Raw genomic sequence first — 22,168 nt, 5'->3', positions numbered from 1 at the left:
CTTTTTTTGACGAAATGTGAGGGACAGAGGATGGCAAACGGACTTAAACTGGAAGGTCAGAGATTTGGTCATCTGACGGTACTGAAAAAACTGGATGAGCGGGAAAACAGGTATGTTGTATGGCTGTGCAGATGTGATTGTGGAAATGAGATAAAAGTAAATACCAGACATCTGATGCGTGGGACTGTAAAGGACTGTGGATGTATTCCGGAAAACAGTGCCAAGAGAGGACCGGTGGCAGAAGACCTTACAGGCCGGCGTTTCGGGAAACTTGTGGCAGTAAAAAAACTGGAAAGTAAAAACGGCAGGACCAGGTGGGAATGCCGCTGTGACTGCGGGAATATGCATATTTCCACTGCACACAGCCTGAAAGCCGGAAAATGTACCAGCTGCGGTTGCGGCCATTATGTCAGAGGTCGCGGGATCACCGACATCAGCGGACAGCGTTTCGGGCGGCTGACTGCTCTCTATCATACAGATAAAAGGAGCAAAAAGGGCTCTGTGTTTTGGCATTGTCGGTGTGACTGCGGAAATGAAGTGGATGTGACAGAGGATGGCCTTCTTCATGGTAATTACAGAAGCTGTGGCTGTCTGAGACAGGAGATATGGAAGGAGCTTCCCGGGCAGCTGCATATGGTAGATGGAACCTGTGTGGAGATGCTGGAAAAAAGAAAGCACCGCAGTGATAATACCAGCGGATTCCGTGGCGTCTATCAGCTGCGGAATGGAAAATACCGTGCTACCATCGGATTCAAGGGGAAACGATTTTATATCGGAACTTTTGTGGATTATCAGGATGCGGTCCAGGCCCGCCAGGAAGCGGAATCTACCATCCACGAAGGCTTTGTCCGCGCCTGGTACAGCTGGAACCGGCAGGCAGAAAAAGATCCCGGCTGGGCCAGAAATAATCCCCTGGTATACGAGATCCAACGGATCAACGGAGAGTTTCAGGTGACAACGAATATGAAAGAAAAAGAACTGCTGAAGTAAACTGAATATTCTCACATAAGCTGTCGCGTTAATGTGCTACAGCTTATTTTTTTGAAAAATACCGATAAAAATGTGGACAAAACCGGAAATAATGGTTAATATATACACATGCCTAAAAATCAAAAAATGAAAATTATACGAAATATATAATATAAACCCGGAACGGATAAAAAATATATAGACATATTTACAAATCGACATCGCGGATATCAATACCGGAAGAAGTGGTGAAATAACGGGAGGAAGAGAATATGCTGAAATTTTTTAAAGGAAAAGATAAAGGAAATTTAATCTATGCACCCTGCAAGGGTAGAGTGGTTCCCCTTGCGGAGGTTCCGGACCCTGTCTTTGCGGACAAGGTACTGGGTGACGGTTTTGCAGTGATCCCGGCAGACGGCAGGATATATGCTCCGGCAGACGGTGAGGTGGCAATGGTATTTGATACTCTTCATGCAGTTACGCTGACAAGCACTCAGGGCGCGGAAATACTGATACATATCGGACTGGATACAGTCACACTTAAGGGCGAACCCTTTAAAGCGCACGTTGCAGCAGGTGACAAGGTCAAAAAAGGTGACCTTCTGATAGAGGCTGATCTGGACAAAATTGAGAAAGCCGGTTTAAACACGATTATCCCGGTTCTGATCTGCAACACAGATGATTACGGAAAGATAAGCCTCCAGAAGGAGGGGGATGTTTCGGCGGATGAAGCCGTCCTCAAGCTTTCATGATCATCGTCATGCAGCTGACAGGCTTATAGCAGCCCGGAGATAGTAGCAATTTTCGGGGTGTTATAACCGGAGTGATCCGGTCAAATATATTTATTTTAAGGGAGGGGAAATATATGAAATTTCTTCAAAAACTGGGAAAAGCGTTAATGCTTCCAGTGGCAGTACTGCCAATCTGTGGTATCCTCATGGGTATCGGATACTGGTTATGTCCGGCAACCATGCAGGGTGGAGACATTCATGGCGTAGCCAATCTGATCGGTCTGTTTTTGGTTAAGGCAGGCGGAGCTCTGATCGACAACATGGCAATCCTTTTTGCTATCGGTGTTGGTGTCGGTATGTCAGAAAAGAATGACGGAACCGGCGGAATTGCTGCACTTGCATCTTGGCTGATGCTCACAACACTTCTTTCTACAGGATTTGTTACAACCATCATGCCATCAATCGCTGACAGTGCAACAAAAACTCTTGCATTTGACAAAATTGCGAATCCTTTTATCGGAATCCTTGCCGGTATCATCGGATCTACATGCTATAACAAATTCAAGAGCACCAAGCTTCCTGACTGGCTGTCATTCTTCAGCGGCAAGCGCTGCGTAGCGATCATCGCAGGAGTGGTTTCCATTATCGTATCTGTTGTATTACTGTTTGTATGGCCATTACTTTTCAGTGCACTTGTAGCATTAGGAAAAGCGATCGCAGGTATGGATGTTGTTGGTGCAGGTATCTATGCATTCCTGAACCGTCTGCTGATCCCTACCGGATTACATCACGCACTGAACAATGTATTCTGGTTTGACACCATCGGACTTGGTGATCTTCAGCACTTCTGGGCAGGTGAAACCTCTGCAGATGTATCCTGGAGCCTTGGAATGTACATGTCCGGATTCTTCCCATGTATGATGTTTGGTATTCCTGGTGCAGCACTTGCAATGGTTAAATGTGCGAAACCTGCAAAGAAAAAAGTTGCCATCGGTCTTGTTGCATCCGCAGCGATCTGTGCATTTATCTGTGGTGTAACTGAGCCGTTCGAGTTTGGATTTATGTTCCTTGCTCCTGGCCTCTATGTGATCTATGCATTACTTTACGGTATCTTTACCATGATCACAGTTGCTCTTGGCTTCCGTGCAGGCTTCAGCTTCTCCGCCGGTGCGATGGATTTACTTTTCTCATCCTCACTTCCGGCAGCACAGAAGACATTGCTCATCCTTCCTCTTGGAATTGCAGCATTTATCGTATTCTATGTTGTATTCCTTTTTGCCATCAAGAAATTTGATCTGAAGACTCCGGGAAGAGAAGACGATGACGATCTTGAGGCAGAGAAGAATATCGAGCTTGCAAATGATGACTATACTGCTATTGCCGCGAAGATCCTGGAAGGCTGTGGCGGAAAAGAGAACATCACAAGCATCGATAACTGCATCACAAGACTGAGACTTGAGGTTAAGGATATTACAGCTGTAAATGATAAGGTGATCAAATCTGCAGGTGTTGCAGGCGTGATCAAACCTGGAAAAACTTCTGTACAGGTTATTATCGGAACCAAGGTTCAGTTTGTTGCAGATGCATTTTCTGCGCTTTGTAAATAATGGCTTTTTTGAAGTCAGGTATTTGTTAAAATAATTATGGGGGCAGCAGCAGAACTGTGAAAACGGTTCTGCTGCTGTTTTTTTGTATACCTTATATTGACCGATACTTTCAAAAAGCGTACAATGTTACTTCGATAAAAAGCAACCGGTCAGTGCGTTTACAATTGCAATATTTCTACAGGGGGAAAGAAGTTAATGAAATCCTGCATATTTCACAAAAAATATCTTTTAGCCGGCATATATATTATTTTTGTTCTGTTTACCTGCAGTAATTCCCAATTTTATCATACACCGCTGGCAAAAATATGTTCCGTAACAGAAAAACAGACTCTGAGCAGAGAAGGAACCAGGGGCTCAAAAGAATATTACTATACTCAGAATATTACGGCACGGATATTAAACGGTCCGCATAAAGGGGAAAAAATAACGGTCTCTAATGAATATACATCTTCTCAGGTTCAGACCAAGAAATATCATAAAGGAGACACCGTTCTTTTAAGCGGTTCAAAGGAAAGCCCCGGAAAAACGATACGTTCTGTAAAAAGGGATGGGTATCTGGCATTACTGGCAGGAGGATTATTTTTTCTTCTGATCTGCATTACAGGAAAGCAGGGATTTTACACGATCATATCACTGATACTGAATACAGTCATATTTGCGTATGGATTTCAGGCTTTTACAGAAGGGAAAAATATTTTAAATATCTGTAATGTCATCGCAGTTCTTTTTTCACTGACTACATTGATCTGCTTAAATGGAATTCATAGAAAAACATTTTCCTCAGTTCTTTCAACACTGTGTGTTCTGTTTCTGATCATGGCATTGTTTGAATTTTCTATTTATATGTACGGAGATCTGGATTATTCCAATCTGGAATACCTTGGAAGTACAGGCAATTCAGCAGATATATTCTGGGCAGATATTATGCTGACAGGACTTGGTGCAATTATGGATGTGACGGTGACGATCAGCGCAGCAATAGGAGAGATCGTGCGGAAAAATCCATCGGTTTCTCTGAGAAGACTGATACATTCCGGTCGTGAAATCGGATATGATATTATGGGAACCATGATAAATGTACTGCTGTTTGTTCTGGCAAGCGGCATGATTCCCATGTTCATACTTAAGATGAATAATGATATAAGCTTTGTAACGATCGTGAGATACCACATTCCATATGATATCTGTCGTTTTCTGATAGAAAGTATTGGAATTGTACTGGCAATACCGGTATCTGTTTTTATTGCTTCAGCGATTATGAAAATACCATCACGGAAAAGGGGTGTCAGAGAATGATCATTTTTCTTGCATTGATTTTAATTTTTCTGGTGATCTTGATTGGCGGAGAGCGTGGAGCCATGTCAATTATGACACTGGCGGGGAATATTGTAATTTTGTTTTTTTCAATTATGCTGATGTCTGCCGGTTTTCCTGTACTGCTCCTGATATTGGTGGCAGGTGCAGGTGTCTGTTATATTTCTCTGTTTTATCAGAATGGAAATAATCCAAAGACGCGGGCGGCTTTTCTGGCTACACTGCTGGTAATGTTACTTTTGTTTATTCCGATTTATATTATTACATGGAGATCAGGAAGTTACGGGTTAAATGAGTTGCAGATTTCGGAAGACGATTTTATGTATTATTACAGTACGGACCTTCATATTAACATGCTTCATGTAGGAATATTTGTAACTGTTTTCAGTACTCTTGGGGCTGTTATCGATACAGCATTATCTGTAACATCTTCTGTATATGAAGTCTGGACTCATAAAAACAGTCTGACAGCGAAAGAGCTTACAGCTTCCGGCTATCAGGTTGGGAAAGAAATTATCGGTACAACGGTAAATACGTTGCTGTTTGCTTATCTTGGAGGAACTATTTTATTATTTTCATACATTCAGACACAGCAATATACCCTGGAGATCATTCTTAATTCCCAGTTCCTATTCCAGGATGTTGCAGTCATGCTATCTGGTGCGGTAGCCTGCCTTATTACCGTCCCGGTATCGATTAAATGTATTATTCGACAGATCTCATGAAGCATATCTCCACTGCACTGAATACGGAATCCATGGTCCCGATACAGATGTTCTTTCCTGTATTCAGCAGACGTGGGCTCTCTTTTATGAAAGCAGTTATTATATTTATGTATTTATGGGAGTGTTTTTACAGGCAGTTCCATTTCTGATCCTGGGAGTCCTTCTATCTTCGGCGCTTCAGACATATGTATCGGAAAAATGGATCGTAAAATTACGTGAAATGTGAAGAAAGTGTGAAATTAGCACTCGCCTCTTGACAGTGCTAATAATGCGTGTTATAGTACATACAGAACAAAGGAAGAGAGAAAAAAGAAATCTTCCGGAGAAAGTTCTTACAGAATTTGCAGATGTTTTCAGAAACAGTAAATTAAAAACGCCTGCGCAGCACGCAGCGAATATAGATCAGGAGGAATGAGTTATGTTAATGCCAAGTATTTTCGGAGAAGATTTATTTGATGATTTTATGGGATATCCGACAGGCCGTCAGGCAGCTGCCAATGCTTATCCTCAGGTGAAGGATATGATGAAGACAGATATCCGTGATGTAGATGGCAATTATGAACTGGAGATCGATCTTCCGGGATTTAAGAAAGAGGATGTGAAGATCCAGCTGAAGAATGGTTATCTGAACATTCAGGCAACCAGAGAAGAGAAGAAGGACGAGAAGGATGATAAAGGTAAATATGTTCGCAGAGAACGTTATACAGGAACCTGCAACAGAAGCTTTTATGTAGGCTCGAGCATTAAGCATGAAGATATCCATGCGAAATATGAGAACGGAATCCTTCATGTAACCTTCCCGAAGGAAGAGACCAAGAAAGAAGCAGAAGAGAAGAAATTTGTTTCTATTGATTGATCAGCATTTATTGTGAAGCCCCGGTACTGGATTGCAAGCTCCGGGTGATGGAATATAGCATAATAACAATATCCGGAACAACCCAAACGGATATTGCAAATATTAAAGCTCCAAATTGCACATTGCATTTGTTTATATAAATGAATATAACCCCCTTTTTTCCACCCCTCTGCCAATGTCCGGCAGAGGGGTTCTTTACGTTTCAGCCTGAAGTACAGAGGTGAATTCTGATTACTGTTTACTGGTAATATTCCGCGAAGCGTGTTGCTGAGAACGGAGTGAACAGTAACGAATTCTGATTAACTTTACACTCTTTCCTCACTCTGTTATACTTGGAACAGGTAAACAGCGGAAATTCGGCAATACTATAAAATTGGGGAAAGAGTTTTTACAGAGGTGAATATATGGGAGATAAGATCAAGGTTATCATGGACTGTGATCCCGGAATCGATGACGGGATCGCACTGGCATATGCGGCAGCACATCAGGATGAACTGGAGCTGCTTGCAGTGACGACATCTGCAGGAAGTACCAGGATAGAAAGAGTGACCCAAAATGCACTGGAGCTGGTGGATTTTTACGGACTGAAGGTTCCGGTGGCAGGAGGCCAGGACCGTCCTCTTGTGAAAGCGGCAATTTATGCGGAAGAATTCCACGGAGAGACAGGGCTTGGCCATTGCGTACTGCCGGAAGCAAAATCAGAGGCTGCTTCTGATAATGCAGTGCTTTTTATACGTGACATTCTGAATGCCATTCCTGAGGGCGAGCAGGTAGTAATGATCGAAACTGCACCAATGACTAATCTTGCACTTCTGTTGAAGGTTTTTCCTGAAATAAAGAATAAGATCAGAAAAATTGTATTTACAGGCGGCGCAGCAAAAGGCGGAAACATCACACCGGCAGCGGAATTCAACATCTACGCAGATCCGGAGGCGGCAAAGATCGTATTCGATTCCGGAATCCCACTGATCATGTGCGGACTGGATGCTACCCTGAAATGTAATCTTACCAGAAACCAGATCATGAAGCTGTGCCAGTCCGGTGATCCGGCAGCCAGAGCCTGTGGAGATATGGCTGGCTACGTACTTGAAAACTTTTCCAAATATCGCTGCGTGGCAAGTATCCATGCTGCTGTACCGTTTATGTATCTCATCCATCCGGAGTTCTTTAAAACAGAAAAAGTATTCCTGGATGTGGATTGTTCAGACGGTGCCGGACGGGGTGCTACATTATGCGATTTTCGCTGGTGGCTACACGAAGAAGACGAAATGAAAGATATGATTCTGACAGATGCAGATACAGAAAGCTTCCAGCAGGAGCTGTTTGAAGCGATTTATTCTGTGTCCGAATGCAGAACCGGGAAATAACCGGGATCAGACCATGAAGCAGCTGCGTTCATAAGATATAGAGGAGCAGAACACAGTGCCTGATCTTTATAAGGATATCTGCGCACACTGTCAGATAAGAGGACAGAAAACCCATGAACTATATTGTATTTGACCTGGAATGGAACCAGAATCCGGATGGAAGAAGACATCCGGATAGTCGGCTCCCGTTTGAGATCATAGAGATCGGGGCAGTAAAATTAAATGAAAAAAGAGAGATCGTTGATACCTTTCAGTGCCTGATCAAGCCCAAAGTGTACCACTGGATCCACGACAGTATCCATGAAGTGATCCACGTGGATTATCATGAACTGGAAAAAGGCATCCCTTTTCCAAGGGCGATCCGCAGATTTCTGGAATGGTGCGGGGAGGAGTATCGCTTTTTTACCTGGGGAGACCAGGATGTGATGGAACTTCAGCGCAATATGAAATACTATAATCTTCTGAAGCTGATGCCAGGGCCGGTGCATTACTACGATGTGCAGAAACTTTTCAGCATAAAATTCGAGGATGGAATATCCAGGCGTTCCCTGGAATATGCTACAGACTACCTGCAGCTTCCCAAAAACCGGGATTTTCACCGGGCACTGGCAGATGCCAGCTATACTGCCAGGATACTCCTGGAGATCGATGAAGCCTGCATGATCCGCCATCCGTCCCTGGATGTATATCAGAATCCAAAATCCAGAGACAGCGAGATCTATATTTCCTATACAGACCATGACAAGTTTGTGTCCAGGGAATTTGTATCAAAGGAGCGTCTGATGAAGGATCGTACCATGGTAAGTACCATGTGTCCTATTTGCAGATGCCCTGCCAAGAGGAAGATCCGCTGGTTCAGTACCAACAATTCCAAGGTGTATTACAGCCTTGCCCTTTGCCATGAGCATGGACCTGTTGCCGGAAAGATCCGGATCCGAAAAACCGATGAGGGAAAATATTTCGGGGTGAAGACCCTGAGAGCAGAAGATACAGAAGCGGCGGATGAGATCCGTGAAAAGCACGAATCTCTCCGCCGCAGGAAAATGTTACGAAGCCAGGAGAAGATCTGATACGATGTTTCGTTCGTATTGCATTCCCCATCCGACCATTTGTTTCTTATAATAATATTTGCTTTTCAGACGCAGTGGGCCGACAGCATTCTGAAGAACGGCCTGGCGTTTGTTAAGCTGTGATTTTTTGATACCTTTTGGAAGAGTCACATAAACCTTTGTCTGATAATAAAACGGATAGGTGTTTCCGTTATTCTTAAGGATATATTTGTCACAAGGGAGTACCTTAAACGGGACTGGCTCCATGGACACCTTCATATCCACCTTTTCAAAATTTTCAAAACCATAATTAAAAAGAGAAGTGGTATCGCTGTAAGCATTTGCCGCGGAAGTAGAATTCAAGATCACGGCTACCAGCGTTATATTTCCTCGTTTGCAGTAGGTGACAAGTGTGTTGCCGGATGCATCCGTGTAGCCTGTTTTTCCGCCACGGACGCCTTCATAATAATATTCGCCGTTTTTCATCATCTTGTGATGATTGAGCAGCTGGCGGGCTTCCGCAAATTTATTGGTAGGCGGGATCTCGTAATAACGTTTGGTGCAGTATCGCCGGAAAAGAGGATTCAGCCAGGCGGATTTGGCGATCTTTGCCATGTCGGAGGCTGTGGTGTAATGATTTTCATCCGGAAGACCGTTGGGATTGTTAAAGTGTGTGTTCTTGCAGCCAAAAAGCTTGGCGCGCCAGTTCATGAGTTCTGCGAATTTCTTTACAGAGCCGGAAACTTCTTCCGCAACGGCGACAGACATTTCATTAGCGGACTGGAGCATGACAGCCATCAAGGCCTGATCCCTGGTGAATTTTTCACCGGGAGCAGCATAAATACTGGAATCTCCGGCAGTTACACTGGTGGAAGCTTTTTCAGATACGGTAATGTTTGTCTTAGCATTCAGATTTTCACAGGCAAGCAGTGTAGTCAGGATCTTCGTGATGCTGGCAGGGTAGAGCTGTGTGTCCGCATTTTTGGAATAAAGAACGGCTTCTGTATTTACGTCCATAAGGACTGCAGCCTGTGCTTCGATGCCGGGACCTTTGGGCCACCCGTCAATGGAATCGGTGTCGGCAGCCTGTGAATAATAGCTGGAGTGAGCAGGCGTGACTGCTGCGGCCTGACCATCAGGAACCGGTGTGGCAGTGACGATAGGATCACCATATTCATCGTATCCATAGGCAGCCGCCGCGCAGGGAGCTGCGCCTGTGAGCAGGATCCCTATGCCGAGAATGCCTGCAAAGATCCGGCGCAAGGATCGTTTTTTCATATTTTTCATAACAAGATACCTTTCAGTGATAAATCCGGGCGAGAAGGTTATTATTCATTTGAGAATCAGTAACCGAAAAAACTTGCCCGTTTTGTGATGAGGTGCAGTATTTCATTAATTATAGCATTGTATTAATGAAACGCTGTATTTTTGCCCTCAAGATTCTGTAGTAGTATACCACTTTCCTCCCGGAAAAACCACTTGCAGTCTGTGAAAATTCCATTAAGAAGAAGTGAACATACATATAATAAGAAAAATCCATGAAAACACTTGACATATGGATTTTCCCCAACCTATAATAGACAGCGTATATAGAAAAAGCTGTGATGGAGACAGTAGGCCATATGGAAAGCTTGCAGCGAACCGGGGATGGTGGGAGCCCGGGACGAGTAAATATGGCGGAATATCACTCTTGAGCTTCAGTTCCGAAGTTGTCCGGCAGCAGCCGGAAGAATATCTGATATACAGATGATCATTAAGTAAGAACTGACGGATTTCCTCCGTTACAGGGAACATATATCGGCAGATACAAAGAATTGTCCGCCATGAACAGACATGGAACAACAGCCCGCGCCATAACACAGAGCATAAGAACACAGCAGAAGACGCAGGGATCCGGACACAGGCCCGTATAATGTAACAGGTGGTACAGCGAATCAGACTTCGTCCTTTTACAGGATGGGGTCTTTTTTTATAAGTGCCCGAAGCATTGGCACGAACAGGTATCTGTGAAGAAACAATCCGCTGTGGCCTTACAGATGAGGCAGCAGCCAGTAATCAGACACAGGAGGTAAATATTGTGTATCGTAAAGTTGACACGAATCTGAATTTTGTTGACCGTGAAAAAGAAGTCGAGAAATTCTGGAAAGACAACAAGATTTTCGAAAAGAGTATGGACAGCCGTAAAGAGGGCGAGACATACACATTCTATGACGGACCGCCTACCGCAAATGGTAAGCCACATATCGGACACGTTCTGACACGAGTTATCAAGGATATGATTCCGAGATACCGTACAATGAAGGGGTACATGGTTCCGAGAAAAGCAGGATGGGATACTCACGGACTTCCGGTTGAGCTTGAGGTTGAGAAGAAGCTTGGCCTTGACGGCAAGGAGCAGATTGAGGAGTACGGAATGGAGCCGTTCATTCAGCAGTGTAAGGAGAGCGTATGGAAATACAAGGGAATGTGGGAGGATTTCTCCTCTACCGTTGGTTTCTGGGCTGACATGGAGCATCCGTATGTAACATATGACAACAATTTCATCGAGTCCGAGTGGTGGGCGCTGAAAGAGATCTGGGAAAAAGGTCTTCTTTATAAAGGCTTTAAGATCGTTCCTTATTGCCCACGCTGTGGAACTCCGCTTTCCGCACAGGAGGTTTCTCAGGGCTACAAGACTGTTAAAGAGCGCTCTGCGATCGTACGTTTCAAGGTTGTTGGTGAGGACGCATACTTCCTGGCATGGACAACAACACCATGGACACTTCCATCCAACGTTGCACTTTGTGTAAACCCGGATGAGATCTACTGCAAGGTAAAAGCTGCAGACGGCTATACCTACTACATGGCAGAGGCGCTTCTGGACAAAGTTCTCGGCAAGCTTGCAAAGGATGACGAGCCTGCATATGAGATTCTTGAGAAATACAAAGGAACAGACCTTGAGCGTAAAGAATACGAGCCGCTTTTTGCATGTGCAGGAGAGGCAGCAGCAAAACAGCACAAAAAAGCTCACTTCGTAACCTGCGACAGCTACGTTACCATGAGCGATGGTACCGGTATCGTTCATATCGCACCTGCATTTGGTGAGGATGACAGCCGTGTCGGACGTGAGTATGACCTTCCGTTCGTACAGTTCGTAGACGGACAGGGTAACATGACCAAAGAGACACCATACGCAGGTGTATTCGTAAAGAAAGCGGACCCGATGGTTCTCACAGACCTTGACAAAGAGGGCAAGCTTTTTGATGCACCGAAATTCGAGCATGATTATCCGCACTGCTGGAGATGTGACACACCGCTTATCTACTATGCACGTGAGTCCTGGTTCATCAAGATGACTGCAGTAAAGGATGATCTGATCCGTAACAACAATACTATCAACTGGATTCCGGAGAGCATCGGTAAGGGACGTTTCGGTGACTGGCTTGAGAACGTTCAGGACTGGGGTATTTCCAGAAACCGTTACTGGGGAACACCACTGAATATCTGGCAGTGTGAGTGCGGACATATGGAATCCGTAGGAAGCCGCCAGGATCTCTATGAGAAGAGTGGTGACGAGCGTGCGAAGACCATCGAGCTTCATCGTCCATACATTGATGATATCACCATGAAGTGTCCGGATTGCGGCAAGACCATGCACCGTGTACCGGAGGTAATCGACTGCTGGTTCGATTCTGGAGCAATGCCTTTTGCACAGCATCATTATCCATTTGAGAATAAAGACCTGTTCGAGCAGCAGTTCCCGGCAGACTTCATCTCCGAGGCTGTTGACCAGACAAGAGGATGGTTCTACTCCCTTCTTGCTGAGTCCACACTGCTTTTCAATAAGGCTCCGTATAAGAATGTAATCGTTCTGGGACATGTACAGGATGAGAACGGACAGAAGATGAGTAAGTCCAAGGGAAATGCAGTAGATCCGTTTGATGCACTGAACAAATACGGCGCAGATGCGATCCGCTGGTATTTCTACATCAACAGTGCTCCATGGCTTCCGAACCGTTTCCATGGAAAGGCAGTTGTAGAGGGACAGAGAAAGTTCATGAGCACTCTGTGGAACACCTACGCATTCTTCGTACTGTATGCGAACATTGACAATTTTGATGCGACTAAATATACTTTAAATTACGATAAGCTTCCGGTTATGGATAAATGGCTGCTCAGCAAGCTGAATACCATGGTGAAGACTGTCGATGCAGATCTTGGTTCCTACAAGATTCCGGAGGCTGCAAGAGCACTTCAGGAATTTGTTGATGATATGAGTAACTGGTATGTAAGAAGAAGCCGTGAACGTTTCTGGGCTAAGGGCATGGAGCAGGATAAGATCAATGCTTACATGACACTTTACACAGCACTGGTAACAGTTGCAAAGGCTGCAGCTCCGATGATCCCGTTCATGACTGAGGATATCTACCAGAACCTTGTAAGAAGCATTGATGCAGATGCTCCGGAGAGTATCCATCTTTGCGATTACCCGGAGGTAAACGAGGCATGGATCGACAAGGATCTTGAGGCAAACATGGAAGAGCTTCTTGAGATCGTTGTTCTCGGACGTGCATGCAGAAATACCGCAAACATCAAGAACCGTCAGCCGATCGGAACCATGTATGTAAAGGCTGAGAAAGCTATGGATAAATTCTACACAGATATCATCGCAGATGAGCTTAACGTAAAAGAAGTGAAATTCGCAGATGATGTAGAGTCCTTCATTTCCTACAGCTTCAAGCCGCAGCTTCGTACAGTAGGACCGAAATACGGCAAGCTTCTGAACGGCATCCGTAACGCACTCTCCGAGATCGACGGAACCGCAGCAATGAAAGAGCTGAGAGATAATGGTGTTCTCGTTCTTGACATTGACGGAAACAGAGTCGAGCTTGCAGAGGAAGACTTATTGATCGAAACAGCCCAGAGCGAGGGCTATGTGACAGAGACAGACGGTGAGACATCCGTTGTCCTTGATACAAACCTTACACCCGAACTGATCCAGGAGGGCTTTGTCCGCGAGATCATCAGCAAGGTTCAGACTATGCGTAAAGAGGCTGGTTTCGAAGTCATGGACAAGATCATTGTCTATGCAAAAGATAACGATAAGATCATGGATATCATGAAAGCAAACCAGGATGAGATCAAACGTGAAGTACTGGCAGAAAACATTATTCTGGGAGAAGCAGAGGGTTACACCAAGGAGTGGAACATCAATAAAGAGGCTGTAACACTGGGAGTATCCAAAGTACAGGAGGAAAACTAATGATTGACAAGCAGTTTGAGAAAGAGGAATTCAAAAAAAGTGTAAAAGAAAACGTAAAATTCCTTTATCGAAAAACACTGGAAGAGGCTACACAGGAGCAGATCTTTCAGGCTGTAAGCTACACTGTGAAGGACGTGATCATTGACAACTGGCTCAAGAGCCAGAAGGCGTATGAAAAACAGGATCCGAAGATCGTATATTATATGTCCATGGAGTTCCTTATGGGCCGTGCCCTTGGAAACAACCTGATCAACCTTGGTGCATACGGCGAGGTTAAGGAGGCTCTTGAGGAGCTTGGACTTGACATTAACTGCATCGAAGACCAGGAGCCGGATCCGGCTCTTGGAAACGGTGGACTCGGAAGACTGGCAGCATGCTTCCTGGATTCTCTTGCAACTCTCAACTACTGTGCATACGGATGCGGAATCCGTTACCGTTATGGTATGTTCAAGCAGGAGATCCGTGACGGTTATCAGGTAGAGGCACCGGATAACTGGCTGAAGAACGGCTATCCTTTCGAGCTCCGTCGTCCGGAGTATGCAAAAGAGGTTCATTTCGGCGGATATGTACGCGTTGAGTGGGATCCGGTGAAGAACGAGAATAAATTCATCCATGAAGGATATCAGGCAGTTAAGGCTGTTCCTTACGATATGCCGATCACAGGTTATAACAACGATGTTGTAAACACACTTCGTATCTGGGACGCAGAGCCGATCGTAGACTTCAACCTTGACTCTTTTGACAAGGGTGATTATCACAACGCAGTAGAGCAGGAGAACCTTGCACGTACTATCGTTGAGGTACTTTATCCGAATGATAACCATATGGCAGGTAAAGAGCTTCGTCTGAAACAGCAGTACTTCTTCGTATCTGCCAGCCTTCAGGCAGCGATTGCCAAATATAAGAAAACACACGATGACATTACCAAGCTTCATGAGAAGGTTGTATTCCAGATGAATGATACTCATCCGACAGTTGCAGTTGCAGAGCTGATGCGTATTCTTATCGATGAGGAAGGTCTTGGCTGGGATCAGGCATGGGATATCACAACAAAATGCTGTGCTTACACCAACCACACCATCATGTCCGAGGCACTTGAGAAATGGCCGATCGAGCTGTTCTCCAGACTGCTTCCGCGTGTATACCAGATCATCGAGGAGATCAACCGTCGTTTCATTCTTGAGATCCAGCAGAAATATCCTGGAAACTTCGAGAAGATCAAGAAGATGGCGATCATCTATGACGGACAGGTTAAGATGGCTCACCTTGCGATCGTTGCAGGCTACTCTGTAAACGGTGTTGCACGCCTTCATACCGAGATCCTCAAGAATCAGGAGCTGAAGGATTTCTATGAGATGATGCCTGAGAAGTTCAACAACAAAACAAACGGTATCACACAGAGACGTTTCCTTGCTCATGGAAACCCGCTTCTGGCTGACTGGGTAACGGACAAGATCGGACCGGACTGGATCACAGATCTTTCCCAGCTTTCCAAGCTTAAAGTTTACGCAGACGATGAGAAGGCTCTTCAGGAGTTCATGACCATCAAGTTCAAGAACAAAGAGCGTCTTGCAAAATATATCCTGGAGCACAATGGTGTTGAGGTTGACCCGCACTCTATCTTCGATATCCAGGTTAAGAGACTTCATGAGTACAAACGTCAGCTTCTTAACATCCTGCATGTGATCTATCTGTACAACCAGATCAAGGCACATCCGGAGATGGATTTCTATCCAAGAACATTTATCTTTGGTGCAAAAGCTTCCGCAGCTTACGCACGTGCAAAGAAGATCATCAAGCTGATCAACTGTGTGGCAGATGTTGTAAACAATGATGCTTCCATCAACGGCAAGCTGAAGGTTGTATTCATCGAGAACTACCGTGTATCCAACGCTGAGATCATTTTTGCGGCAGCAGATGTTTCCGAGCAGATCTCCACAGCAAGTAAAGAGGCTTCCGGTACAGGTAACATGAAATTCATGCTGAATGGTGCTCCGACACTTGGAACCATGGATGGTGCTAACGTTGAGATTGTACAGGAGGTTGGCGAGGAGAATGCATTTATCTTCGGTATGAGCTCCGACCAGATCATCAACTATGAGAACAACGGCGGTTACGATCCGGACTTCATCTACAACACAGATCCGGAGATCCGTCAGGTACTGATGCAGCTGATCAACGGAACCTTCTCCAGCGATACAGAGATGTTCCGTGACATCTACAATTCACTTCTCGACAAACGCAACATGCCGAGACCTGACCAGTACTTCATCCTTGGCGACTTCCGTTCCTATGCAGAGGCACAGAAGCGTGTTGAGGAAGCATATAAGGATGAGAAACGCTGGGCTAAGATGGCACTTCTCAATACAGCATGCAGCGGTAAGTTCACATCCGACAGAACTATCCAGGAGTATGTAGATGATATCTGGCATCTGGATAAGGTTATTGTGAAAGAGAACTAAGATATAGAAAGTAATCTGCAAAGTATTACCATAAAATAATTTCCACACAAAAACAGGGCGCGTCAGAAGTGGCGACGGCCCTGTTTTTTTTGTGTGGAAATTATGCCGGATTGATGACGATCCGGTTCCGCCTGGCCAGTGCAATGGCGATATGGCAGCCTTCCGCGATGGCGCAGGCTTTATCGGCAAAGCTGATGATCCAGGCTTCTCTGTTGCGTGGAAGAGGTCCCAGAGGGAACATATGTGAGAGTATCGCATCCAGCTCTTTGTCTGTGACATCAAAGTGTGCGGCACTGTTGTCTGCGGCAGCCTTCGGGTGATAAAACGCCTGATGCTCACCGGTCGGTGTCTCCGCCTTGAAGTCATAGGGACAGAAATCGTGGAGAAGTCCTGCCCTTGCGGCGGCTTTCTCGTCACATCCCAGCTTCCTGGCAATGAACCAGGAGAGGTAAGAAACATTGATACTGTGCATGAGCCGTGTGGTCCACTGGTGGTGGGTGTACAGGCTCAGCTTCAGGAACTCTCTGTTACAGAGGATGTTCTTCACAAGCGCATGATATTCCTGTGAGACCTCATCCGACACCGTGATATCCATCGGCAATCACCTTCTTTCTTTTGTTTATAATTTCATTATGACGATTATGGAGAAAAATGCAATAAAGTTTATATTTTTTTTATAAATTAGTTGAGACAAATTTTTTCAGAATGGAATCTTCTGTTTTTCATCTGTTTTCCATGACCGGAGATATGGTATAGTAATGAACAGAATTGGTGTCAGTGAAAATATTATGAAAAGACGGAGGAGAGAGAACGAATATGAAACCAGAAAAACTGATTGAAGTACTTTCTGTTGCAGAACGATTAAAAGATGCAGTGCGTCATTGCTATACATCCGGAGGCAGGCGGGAGAGTGTTGCGGAGCATTCCTGGAGAATTTCTCTGATGGCATATTTTGTCAGCGACGAGTTTCCGGAGGCAGATCTTCTGAAGATCATGAAAATGTGTCTGATCCATGATATGGGAGAAGCTTTTACCGGGGATATCCCAGCTTTTGAAAAAACAGTAAAAGATTCAGAAAAAGAAGCCGATGTGCTGGGTGAATGGGTGAAAACTCTGCCGGAACCATTTGATAAAGAGATGGCAGAACTGTATCAGGAAATGGAAGCACAGCAGACTCTGGAATCCAGAATCTACAAAGCTTTGGACAAACTGGAAGCGCTGATCCAGCACAATGAATCCGACATCAAAACCTGGATCCCACTGGAATATAACCTGCAGATGACCTACGGAAATGAACAGGTGAAATTCTCAGATTATCTGACGGAGCTTCGGGAGCAGGTAAGAGCAGATAGTGTGCGGAAGATTGAAAAATCTGTACACTAATTTGCACATCTCCATCAGAAACATTAAAAAAGAGGGAACCATTTTACGTGGTTCCCTCTTGTAAAAATTCCGATTTTATGCGGATTTCTTATTTACCAAAGTATCTCTTAAGCAGACCAGCGAATGCTTTTCCGTGTCTTGCTTCGTCTTTAGCCATCTCATGTACTGTGTCATGGATTGCGTCAAGGTCAGCTGCTTTCGCACGTTTTGCAAGGTCGAATTTACCTGCTGTAGCGCCGTTTTCAGCCTCTACACGCATCTGAAGGTTCTTCTCTGTGCTGTCTGTTACAACCTCACCAAGGAGCTCTGCGAATTTAGCTGCATGCTCTGCTTCCTCGTAAGCTGCTTTTTCATAGTACATACCAACTTCCGGATATCCTTCTCTGTGAGCAACTCTAGCCATTGCAAGATACATACCAACCTCAGAGCACTCGCCCTCGAAGTTCGCTCTCAGGTCTGCAAGGATGTCCTCGCTGACACCTTTAGCTACACCTACAACGTGCTCAGCTGCCCATGAGAGCTCGCCTTCCTGTTTCTGGAATTTAGAAGCTGGTGCTTTACATACTGGACAGGCTTCCGGTGCCTGCTCGCCTTCATAAACATATCCACATACTGTACATACCCATTTAGCCATAGTAATGATCTCCTTTTCTTTTTTGAAATATATTGTTTGTTTTTGTTTCTTCTAAATTAATAATAGTAATTATTACTATTTTATGATACCATGTGATCTTTGTTTTGTCAAGCTTGTTTTTCTTCTTTTTTCAGGCATTCCTTGCAGATCCCATAGAAGCTTGCATCTACGTCAAAGACTTTTCCGTGGATAAATTCTGCAGCTGCCTGTTCAAGAATTCCGTTAAGGCTGTCTGACTGCATATCGATCACCCGGTTGCATCTGGTACACATGAAATGTGAGTGTGGTGCGACCCTTCCATCGTAGCGATCCGCGCTTCCGAAATTGGTCAGCTTCCGGATCTCACCGATGTCACTGAGAAGAGAAAGATTACGGTAGACAGTTCCGAGACTGATATTCGGGTAGATCTGTCGAAGATTCTCGTATACTGTATCTGCCGTTGGATGATCTGTTCTGGATCTCAGAAATTCCTTGATGGATTCTCGCTGACGGCTGTATTTAAGTGCTGCCATAATGTTTCCCCCTTTCAGTAATAGTAATTGTTACTGATATTATAATACATGGCAGAGGGAAGTTTGTCAAGAGGTTTGGATATGATTATCCTGAAATATTTTCATTTTATGAGCTGGATGTAAATGAGTATTTTTACGCTGCAGGTGTAGGGGATATTTGCAACCCTGCAGAGGACTTACTTGATTCGGTTAAATGGTGAGAACTGGCAGTCGGATGTCTGACAGAGTGTTTGTTATAAGGAATATTGTGCCCTTAATGATAGGATTTTATCAGTAAAAGTCCGCAAGGAAAATTTTTTAAAAATAAGTTGACAAAGACTAACTTTGGCGGTATATTTACAATAGTTAGAAGAATCTAACTAAAACGTAAAGGAGAATGTAAATGACTTGTGAAAAATTTGAATCTGTCATGGGTTATCATTGTTCCCCTGTATTAATGGGAATGAAACCGGCGAATCTTGTTTCCTTTTCCAAGGAAAAAATGCCGGAGCTGCCGGAGATCATTTCGGATTATGAGGAGAGTCTTGAACGGGAAGGTATCCGTATGGAGATCATCTGTGGATGCAGGAAGCATTATCTTCTTCTGGTGTACCGGCCGGATATGCTGCAGGAATATCTTAAGCAGGATGAAGCCAGGAAACTTTTGCTTCAGGATGGGTATAATATAGATAGTTCTTTGGATGAGATGATCGCCCGTTTGAAGGAGAGATTTTTTCATAAGACGGAGTTTCCTCATGAGATCGGACTTTTCCTGGGTTATCCCATTGAAGACGTGAAGGGCTTCCGGAAGTTCGGAGGCAGTGGCTGCAAGATGTGTGGTTACTGGAAGGTTTATGATGATGTGGAGCAGGCTCGCAGGATTTTTGACAGCTACGATAAGTGCCGGGAGTTTACTGCGGCGCAGATCCGTGCGGGGTATTCGATTTTGCAGGTTGTTGGTATGAAGCATCTCTGTACATCTCAGATGTGCGTATAATATAAAGTTTAAAAACAGGAGGTTTTTGAGATGAGCAAGGTAGGAATTATTTACTGGTCTTCTACAGGTAACACAGAGGCTATGGCGCAGGCTGTTGAGGAAGGTGCCAAGGCTGCCGGTGCGGATGTTGAGATTATGGAAGTGGCTGATGCGGATGTGGATAAAGCGCTTTCTTTTGATGTTCTGGCTCTTGGTTGTCCGGCTATGGGGGATGAGGAGCTTGAGGAGGGTGAGTTCGAGCCGTTTTTCTCTGAACTTGAGGGGAAATTGTCCGGTAAGAGGGTGGCTCTTTTTGGTTCCTATGACTGGGGCGATGGTGAGTGGATGAGAACCTGGTGCGGCAGAGCTAAGGATGCTGGTGCTGAGCTTGTTGAGGATGAGGGGCTCATTGTAAACAACACACCTGATGATGAAGGACTTGCAGCTTGCCGTGAACTTGGCGGAAAACTTGCATAAGATCTATTAGATTTCAAACAAATAAAAACTGAGCAGAGCATTGGATTTTCAAACACAAACACCATCCGGACAGAAGGGATAGATATCTTTTTTGTCCGGGTGGTGTTTTATTTTGAGCGAAAATATCTGCTTATTACTTTGAGGAAATATAGAAGAAATGAATATTAAGACAAAAAATCCTTGTTGATTTTAATATTTACGTGTCCTAAAATAGATAAAAATGAAATAAAGCAGGAAAGTGAGGGATGCCGGATGACGCGGGAGGAAGCGGAACAGTATTTATATTATGCGATGACAATTGGTGAACAGCTTCTTTGCTGCGGAGCAGAGGTTGGACGTGTGGAAGATACCATACGGCGGATCTGCCTGGCATATGGAGCCACCCGGGCAGATGTTTTTTCTATCACATCCAGTATTGTGACGACTATTTATGGAGAGGATTTCGGTATTTGCACCCAGACGCGGCGTGTGCCGGGAATGTCCAATGATCTGGGACGGCTGGATGACCTGAACCAGCTTTCCAGATACATCTGTGAGTATCGGCCGAAGCCGGAGGAGATCCAGAAGGGGCTGGAAAAGATCCGGGATAAACAAGGATATTCTTTTAAAACGCAGATTTTGATCTATGCTGTAATTTCAGGTTCTTTTTCTGTGTTTTTCGGAGGAGATGTCAACGATATGATCGCTTCTGCGCTGATTGGTATCGCCCTGAAGCTGTTTGAGGCTTTTGTAAAAAAAGGTGCATTAAACTCGCTACTGACAGTGCTTCTTTGCTGCGGAGCCGGCGGAGTACTTTCCAATCTTACAGTTCTGATCGGGCTTGGACATCATGCGGATCTGATCAGTATCGGAAATATCATGCTTCTGATACCGGGAATTGCATTTACCAATTCATTGCGTGATATGTTTTCAGGAGATACCATTACAGGTTTGATCCGATGTATGGAGGCACTTTTGCTGGCACTGGTCGTGGGCCTTGGTTTTACGGTGGCGAATCTGTTGTTTTAACCGAATCAGGGAAGTTCTCTTGAAGGTTACGAAAAGCAATAAGCAGTGAATGAGGAGTTCACATACTGCATCAATTGCGGAGTAGCGAAATGCAGCAGATAATGGGAGCATTTGATAGTAGTTATGATTTATTCAGGAGGAAAATATGCGGGAAATCATACAGCTGGTCGTATCCTTCACAGGATCCCTCGGCTTTGCGGCATTATTTAATATCCATGGAAAAAAACTCTGGTTTGCGGCATTGGGTGGATGTCTGTCCTGGGCTGTATATCTGGCAGTAGAGTTCATAACGCCAAGTCCGTATGTGTGCGGTTTCTGGTCAACAGTAGCTATTACTTTGTATGCAGAATGTATGGCAAGAATTCATAAAACGCCGGTAACTGTATTTCTGGTTTCTGCGACAATTCCGTTGATTCCGGGAGCAGCACTTTACCGGACAATGAACTGGATGTTGATGAAGGACTGGGCAAAATTCCAGAAAGACGGAATCTATACGATCCTTTTTGCGGTGAGCATGGCAGCAGGAATGACGCTGACAACCATTGCGTTCCGGATGGCGTGGCGGTGGATGTACAGGCAGAGGAGAATGTAATACAGTATCGAAATTCCCCGTTTACAAACCATCGGAAATGTGTTACGATTTTCCCATATGGAAAACTCATGGAAGAAGAGAGTACATGTGTACACCGTACTACAGGGAAATCCCCGGAGGACTTTTTAGATGCAGGCTGTGACGCAGTTGCGGTCATAGATCTGCGGCAGAGTGAATGGTAAAGGTTCACTTTATGCAGGAGTTCCGAGACTGAGAGGGATGTGCAGGCACAGATGGAAGATGGCTTCGGAGAGGCATTGCTGAACCGGTTTAAACGCGATAAGC

General features: G+C 44.8%; 20 protein-coding genes. 16 read left to right on the top strand and 4 right to left on the bottom strand.

Going from position 1 to position 22,168, the window contains the following annotated elements; translation table 11 throughout:
• Window positions 1–30: 30 nt before the first annotated feature.
• The 8 genes from AB5026_RS10445 to AB5026_RS10410 all read left to right on the top strand — a co-directional run bounded on the left by AB5026_RS10445 (window position 31) and on the right by AB5026_RS10410 (window position 8,639).
• Window positions 31–990, top strand: a complete 960-nt coding sequence (locus AB5026_RS10445) for an aP2 domain (RefSeq protein WP_022426562.1) — start codon at window positions 31–33, stop codon at window positions 988–990.
• Window positions 991–1,241: 251 nt separating this feature from the next.
• Window positions 1,242–1,721 carry a PTS glucose transporter subunit IIA gene (locus tag AB5026_RS10440; RefSeq protein WP_015526406.1) on the top strand — a complete coding sequence of 160 codons (480 nt, stop codon included), beginning with the start codon at window positions 1,242–1,244 and terminating at the stop codon, window positions 1,719–1,721.
• Between the two features lie 113 nt (window positions 1,722–1,834).
• A complete protein-coding gene (locus AB5026_RS10435) occupies window positions 1,835–3,307 on the top strand; it encodes a PTS transporter subunit EIIC (protein ID WP_368213280.1) in 1,473 nt (490 codons plus the stop codon).
• 195 nt (window positions 3,308–3,502) lie between these two features.
• On the top strand, window positions 3,503–4,603 hold the full coding sequence (locus AB5026_RS10430) for a YibE/F family protein (RefSeq protein WP_368213278.1): 1,101 nt from the start codon (window positions 3,503–3,505) through the stop codon (window positions 4,601–4,603).
• Entirely contained in the window at window positions 4,600–5,346 is a 747-nt protein-coding gene (locus AB5026_RS10425) for a YibE/F family protein (protein ID WP_368213276.1), read from the top strand. The genes AB5026_RS10430 and AB5026_RS10425 overlap by 4 nt, the downstream gene beginning before the upstream one ends.
• A 418-nt stretch (window positions 5,347–5,764) precedes the next feature.
• Window positions 5,765–6,202: an Hsp20/alpha crystallin family protein gene (locus AB5026_RS10420; protein WP_015526401.1), complete on the top strand. Its 438-nt coding sequence runs from the start codon at window positions 5,765–5,767 to the stop codon at window positions 6,200–6,202.
• Window positions 6,203–6,606: 404 nt separating this feature from the next.
• Window positions 6,607–7,569 carry a nucleoside hydrolase gene (locus AB5026_RS10415; protein WP_129975225.1) on the top strand — a complete coding sequence of 321 codons (963 nt, stop codon included), beginning with the start codon at window positions 6,607–6,609 and terminating at the stop codon, window positions 7,567–7,569.
• A gap of 113 nt (window positions 7,570–7,682) precedes the next feature.
• Window positions 7,683–8,639, top strand: a complete 957-nt coding sequence (locus AB5026_RS10410; RefSeq protein WP_021650273.1) for a 3'-5' exonuclease — start codon at window positions 7,683–7,685, stop codon at window positions 8,637–8,639.
• Here the strand turns inward: AB5026_RS10410 and AB5026_RS10405 are convergent.
• Window positions 8,616–9,905 carry a D-alanyl-D-alanine carboxypeptidase family protein gene (locus AB5026_RS10405; protein ID WP_022426568.1) on the bottom strand — a complete coding sequence of 430 codons (1,290 nt, stop codon included), beginning with the start codon at window positions 9,903–9,905 and terminating at the stop codon, window positions 8,616–8,618. The genes AB5026_RS10410 and AB5026_RS10405 overlap by 24 nt on opposite strands.
• Window positions 9,906–10,695: 790 nt before the next feature.
• On the opposite strand from AB5026_RS10405, the gene ileS reads away from it, so the two are divergent.
• Complete coding sequence (gene ileS, locus AB5026_RS10400) at window positions 10,696–13,860, top strand: isoleucine--tRNA ligase (RefSeq protein WP_368213287.1); 3,165 nt, start codon at window positions 10,696–10,698, stop codon at window positions 13,858–13,860.
• On the top strand, window positions 13,860–16,322 hold the full coding sequence (locus tag AB5026_RS10395) for a glycogen/starch/alpha-glucan phosphorylase (RefSeq protein WP_059086602.1): 2,463 nt from the start codon (window positions 13,860–13,862) through the stop codon (window positions 16,320–16,322). Before ileS ends, AB5026_RS10395 begins: the two co-directional genes overlap by 1 nt.
• A gap of 100 nt (window positions 16,323–16,422) precedes the next feature.
• On the opposite strand, the gene AB5026_RS10390 is transcribed toward AB5026_RS10395, so the two are convergent.
• On the bottom strand, window positions 16,423–16,917 hold the full coding sequence (locus AB5026_RS10390) for an HD domain-containing protein (protein ID WP_059086603.1): 495 nt from the start codon (window positions 16,915–16,917) through the stop codon (window positions 16,423–16,425).
• A 221-nt stretch (window positions 16,918–17,138) separates the two neighbouring features.
• Between AB5026_RS10390 and AB5026_RS10385 the strand changes: the two genes are divergently transcribed.
• Window positions 17,139–17,705, top strand: coding sequence for an HD family hydrolase (locus tag AB5026_RS10385; RefSeq protein ID WP_118752642.1), 567 nt, complete (start codon window positions 17,139–17,141; stop codon window positions 17,703–17,705).
• A gap of 88 nt (window positions 17,706–17,793) precedes the next feature.
• On the opposite strand, the gene AB5026_RS10380 is transcribed toward AB5026_RS10385, so the two are convergent.
• A complete protein-coding gene (locus AB5026_RS10380; protein ID WP_015526390.1) occupies window positions 17,794–18,339 on the bottom strand; it encodes an NADH peroxidase in 546 nt (181 codons plus the stop codon).
• Between the two features lie 107 nt (window positions 18,340–18,446).
• Window positions 18,447–18,851 carry a transcriptional repressor gene (locus AB5026_RS10375; protein ID WP_015526389.1) on the bottom strand — a complete coding sequence of 135 codons (405 nt, stop codon included), beginning with the start codon at window positions 18,849–18,851 and terminating at the stop codon, window positions 18,447–18,449.
• 382 nt (window positions 18,852–19,233) lie between these two features.
• On the opposite strand from AB5026_RS10375, the gene AB5026_RS10370 reads away from it, so the two are divergent.
• From AB5026_RS10370 to AB5026_RS10350, 5 genes are all read left to right on the top strand, one after another.
• Window positions 19,234–19,827, top strand: a complete 594-nt coding sequence (locus AB5026_RS10370; protein ID WP_022426572.1) for a DUF3793 family protein — start codon at window positions 19,234–19,236, stop codon at window positions 19,825–19,827.
• Window positions 19,828–19,857: 30 nt separating this feature from the next.
• Window positions 19,858–20,283 carry a flavodoxin gene (locus tag AB5026_RS10365; protein ID WP_368213274.1) on the top strand — a complete coding sequence of 142 codons (426 nt, stop codon included), beginning with the start codon at window positions 19,858–19,860 and terminating at the stop codon, window positions 20,281–20,283.
• A gap of 252 nt (window positions 20,284–20,535) precedes the next feature.
• On the top strand, window positions 20,536–21,291 hold the full coding sequence (locus AB5026_RS10360) for a threonine/serine exporter family protein (protein WP_021653091.1): 756 nt from the start codon (window positions 20,536–20,538) through the stop codon (window positions 21,289–21,291).
• A gap of 145 nt (window positions 21,292–21,436) precedes the next feature.
• Complete coding sequence (locus tag AB5026_RS10355; protein WP_021653090.1) at window positions 21,437–21,883, top strand: threonine/serine exporter family protein; 447 nt, start codon at window positions 21,437–21,439, stop codon at window positions 21,881–21,883.
• Window positions 21,856–22,065: a hypothetical protein gene (locus AB5026_RS10350; RefSeq protein WP_059086609.1), complete on the top strand. Its 210-nt coding sequence runs from the start codon at window positions 21,856–21,858 to the stop codon at window positions 22,063–22,065. Before AB5026_RS10355 ends, AB5026_RS10350 begins: the two co-directional genes overlap by 28 nt.
• Window positions 22,066–22,168 lie beyond the last annotated feature (103 nt).

The sequence above is a fragment of the Blautia sp. RTP21359st1_E11_RTP21359_211015 genome, assembly GCF_040910705.1.
Lineage (GTDB): Bacteria > Bacillota > Clostridia > Lachnospirales > Lachnospiraceae > Blautia_A > Blautia_A fusiformis.
This window is presented reverse-complemented; position numbering and strand designations above follow the sequence as displayed.

Excerpts from the sequence above, each read along its gene's own strand:
- AB5026_RS10445 (WP_022426562.1), top strand. The coding sequence starts at position 31 with ATGGCAAACGGACTTAAACTGGAAGGTCAGAGATTTGGTCATCTGACG.
- AB5026_RS10440 (WP_015526406.1), top strand. The coding sequence starts at position 1,242 with ATGCTGAAATTTTTTAAAGGAAAAGATAAAGGAAATTTAATCTATGCA.
- AB5026_RS10435 (WP_368213280.1), top strand. The coding sequence starts at position 1,835 with ATGAAATTTCTTCAAAAACTGGGAAAAGCGTTAATGCTTCCAGTGGCA.
- AB5026_RS10430 (WP_368213278.1), top strand. The coding sequence starts at position 3,503 with ATGAAATCCTGCATATTTCACAAAAAATATCTTTTAGCCGGCATATAT.
- AB5026_RS10425 (WP_368213276.1), top strand. The coding sequence starts at position 4,600 with ATGATCATTTTTCTTGCATTGATTTTAATTTTTCTGGTGATCTTGATT.
- AB5026_RS10420 (WP_015526401.1), top strand. The coding sequence starts at position 5,765 with ATGTTAATGCCAAGTATTTTCGGAGAAGATTTATTTGATGATTTTATG.
- AB5026_RS10415 (WP_129975225.1), top strand. The coding sequence starts at position 6,607 with ATGGGAGATAAGATCAAGGTTATCATGGACTGTGATCCCGGAATCGAT.
- AB5026_RS10410 (WP_021650273.1), top strand. The coding sequence starts at position 7,683 with ATGAACTATATTGTATTTGACCTGGAATGGAACCAGAATCCGGATGGA.
- AB5026_RS10405 (WP_022426568.1), bottom strand. The coding sequence starts at position 9,905 with ATGAAAAATATGAAAAAACGATCCTTGCGCCGGATCTTTGCAGGCATT.
- AB5026_RS10395 (WP_059086602.1), top strand. The coding sequence starts at position 13,860 with ATGATTGACAAGCAGTTTGAGAAAGAGGAATTCAAAAAAAGTGTAAAA.
- AB5026_RS10390 (WP_059086603.1), bottom strand. The coding sequence starts at position 16,917 with ATGGATATCACGGTGTCGGATGAGGTCTCACAGGAATATCATGCGCTT.
- AB5026_RS10385 (WP_118752642.1), top strand. The coding sequence starts at position 17,139 with ATGAAACCAGAAAAACTGATTGAAGTACTTTCTGTTGCAGAACGATTA.
- AB5026_RS10380 (WP_015526390.1), bottom strand. The coding sequence starts at position 18,339 with ATGGCTAAATGGGTATGTACAGTATGTGGATATGTTTATGAAGGCGAG.
- AB5026_RS10375 (WP_015526389.1), bottom strand. The coding sequence starts at position 18,851 with ATGGCAGCACTTAAATACAGCCGTCAGCGAGAATCCATCAAGGAATTT.
- AB5026_RS10370 (WP_022426572.1), top strand. The coding sequence starts at position 19,234 with ATGACTTGTGAAAAATTTGAATCTGTCATGGGTTATCATTGTTCCCCT.
- AB5026_RS10365 (WP_368213274.1), top strand. The coding sequence starts at position 19,858 with ATGAGCAAGGTAGGAATTATTTACTGGTCTTCTACAGGTAACACAGAG.
- AB5026_RS10360 (WP_021653091.1), top strand. The coding sequence starts at position 20,536 with ATGACGCGGGAGGAAGCGGAACAGTATTTATATTATGCGATGACAATT.
- AB5026_RS10355 (WP_021653090.1), top strand. The coding sequence starts at position 21,437 with ATGCGGGAAATCATACAGCTGGTCGTATCCTTCACAGGATCCCTCGGC.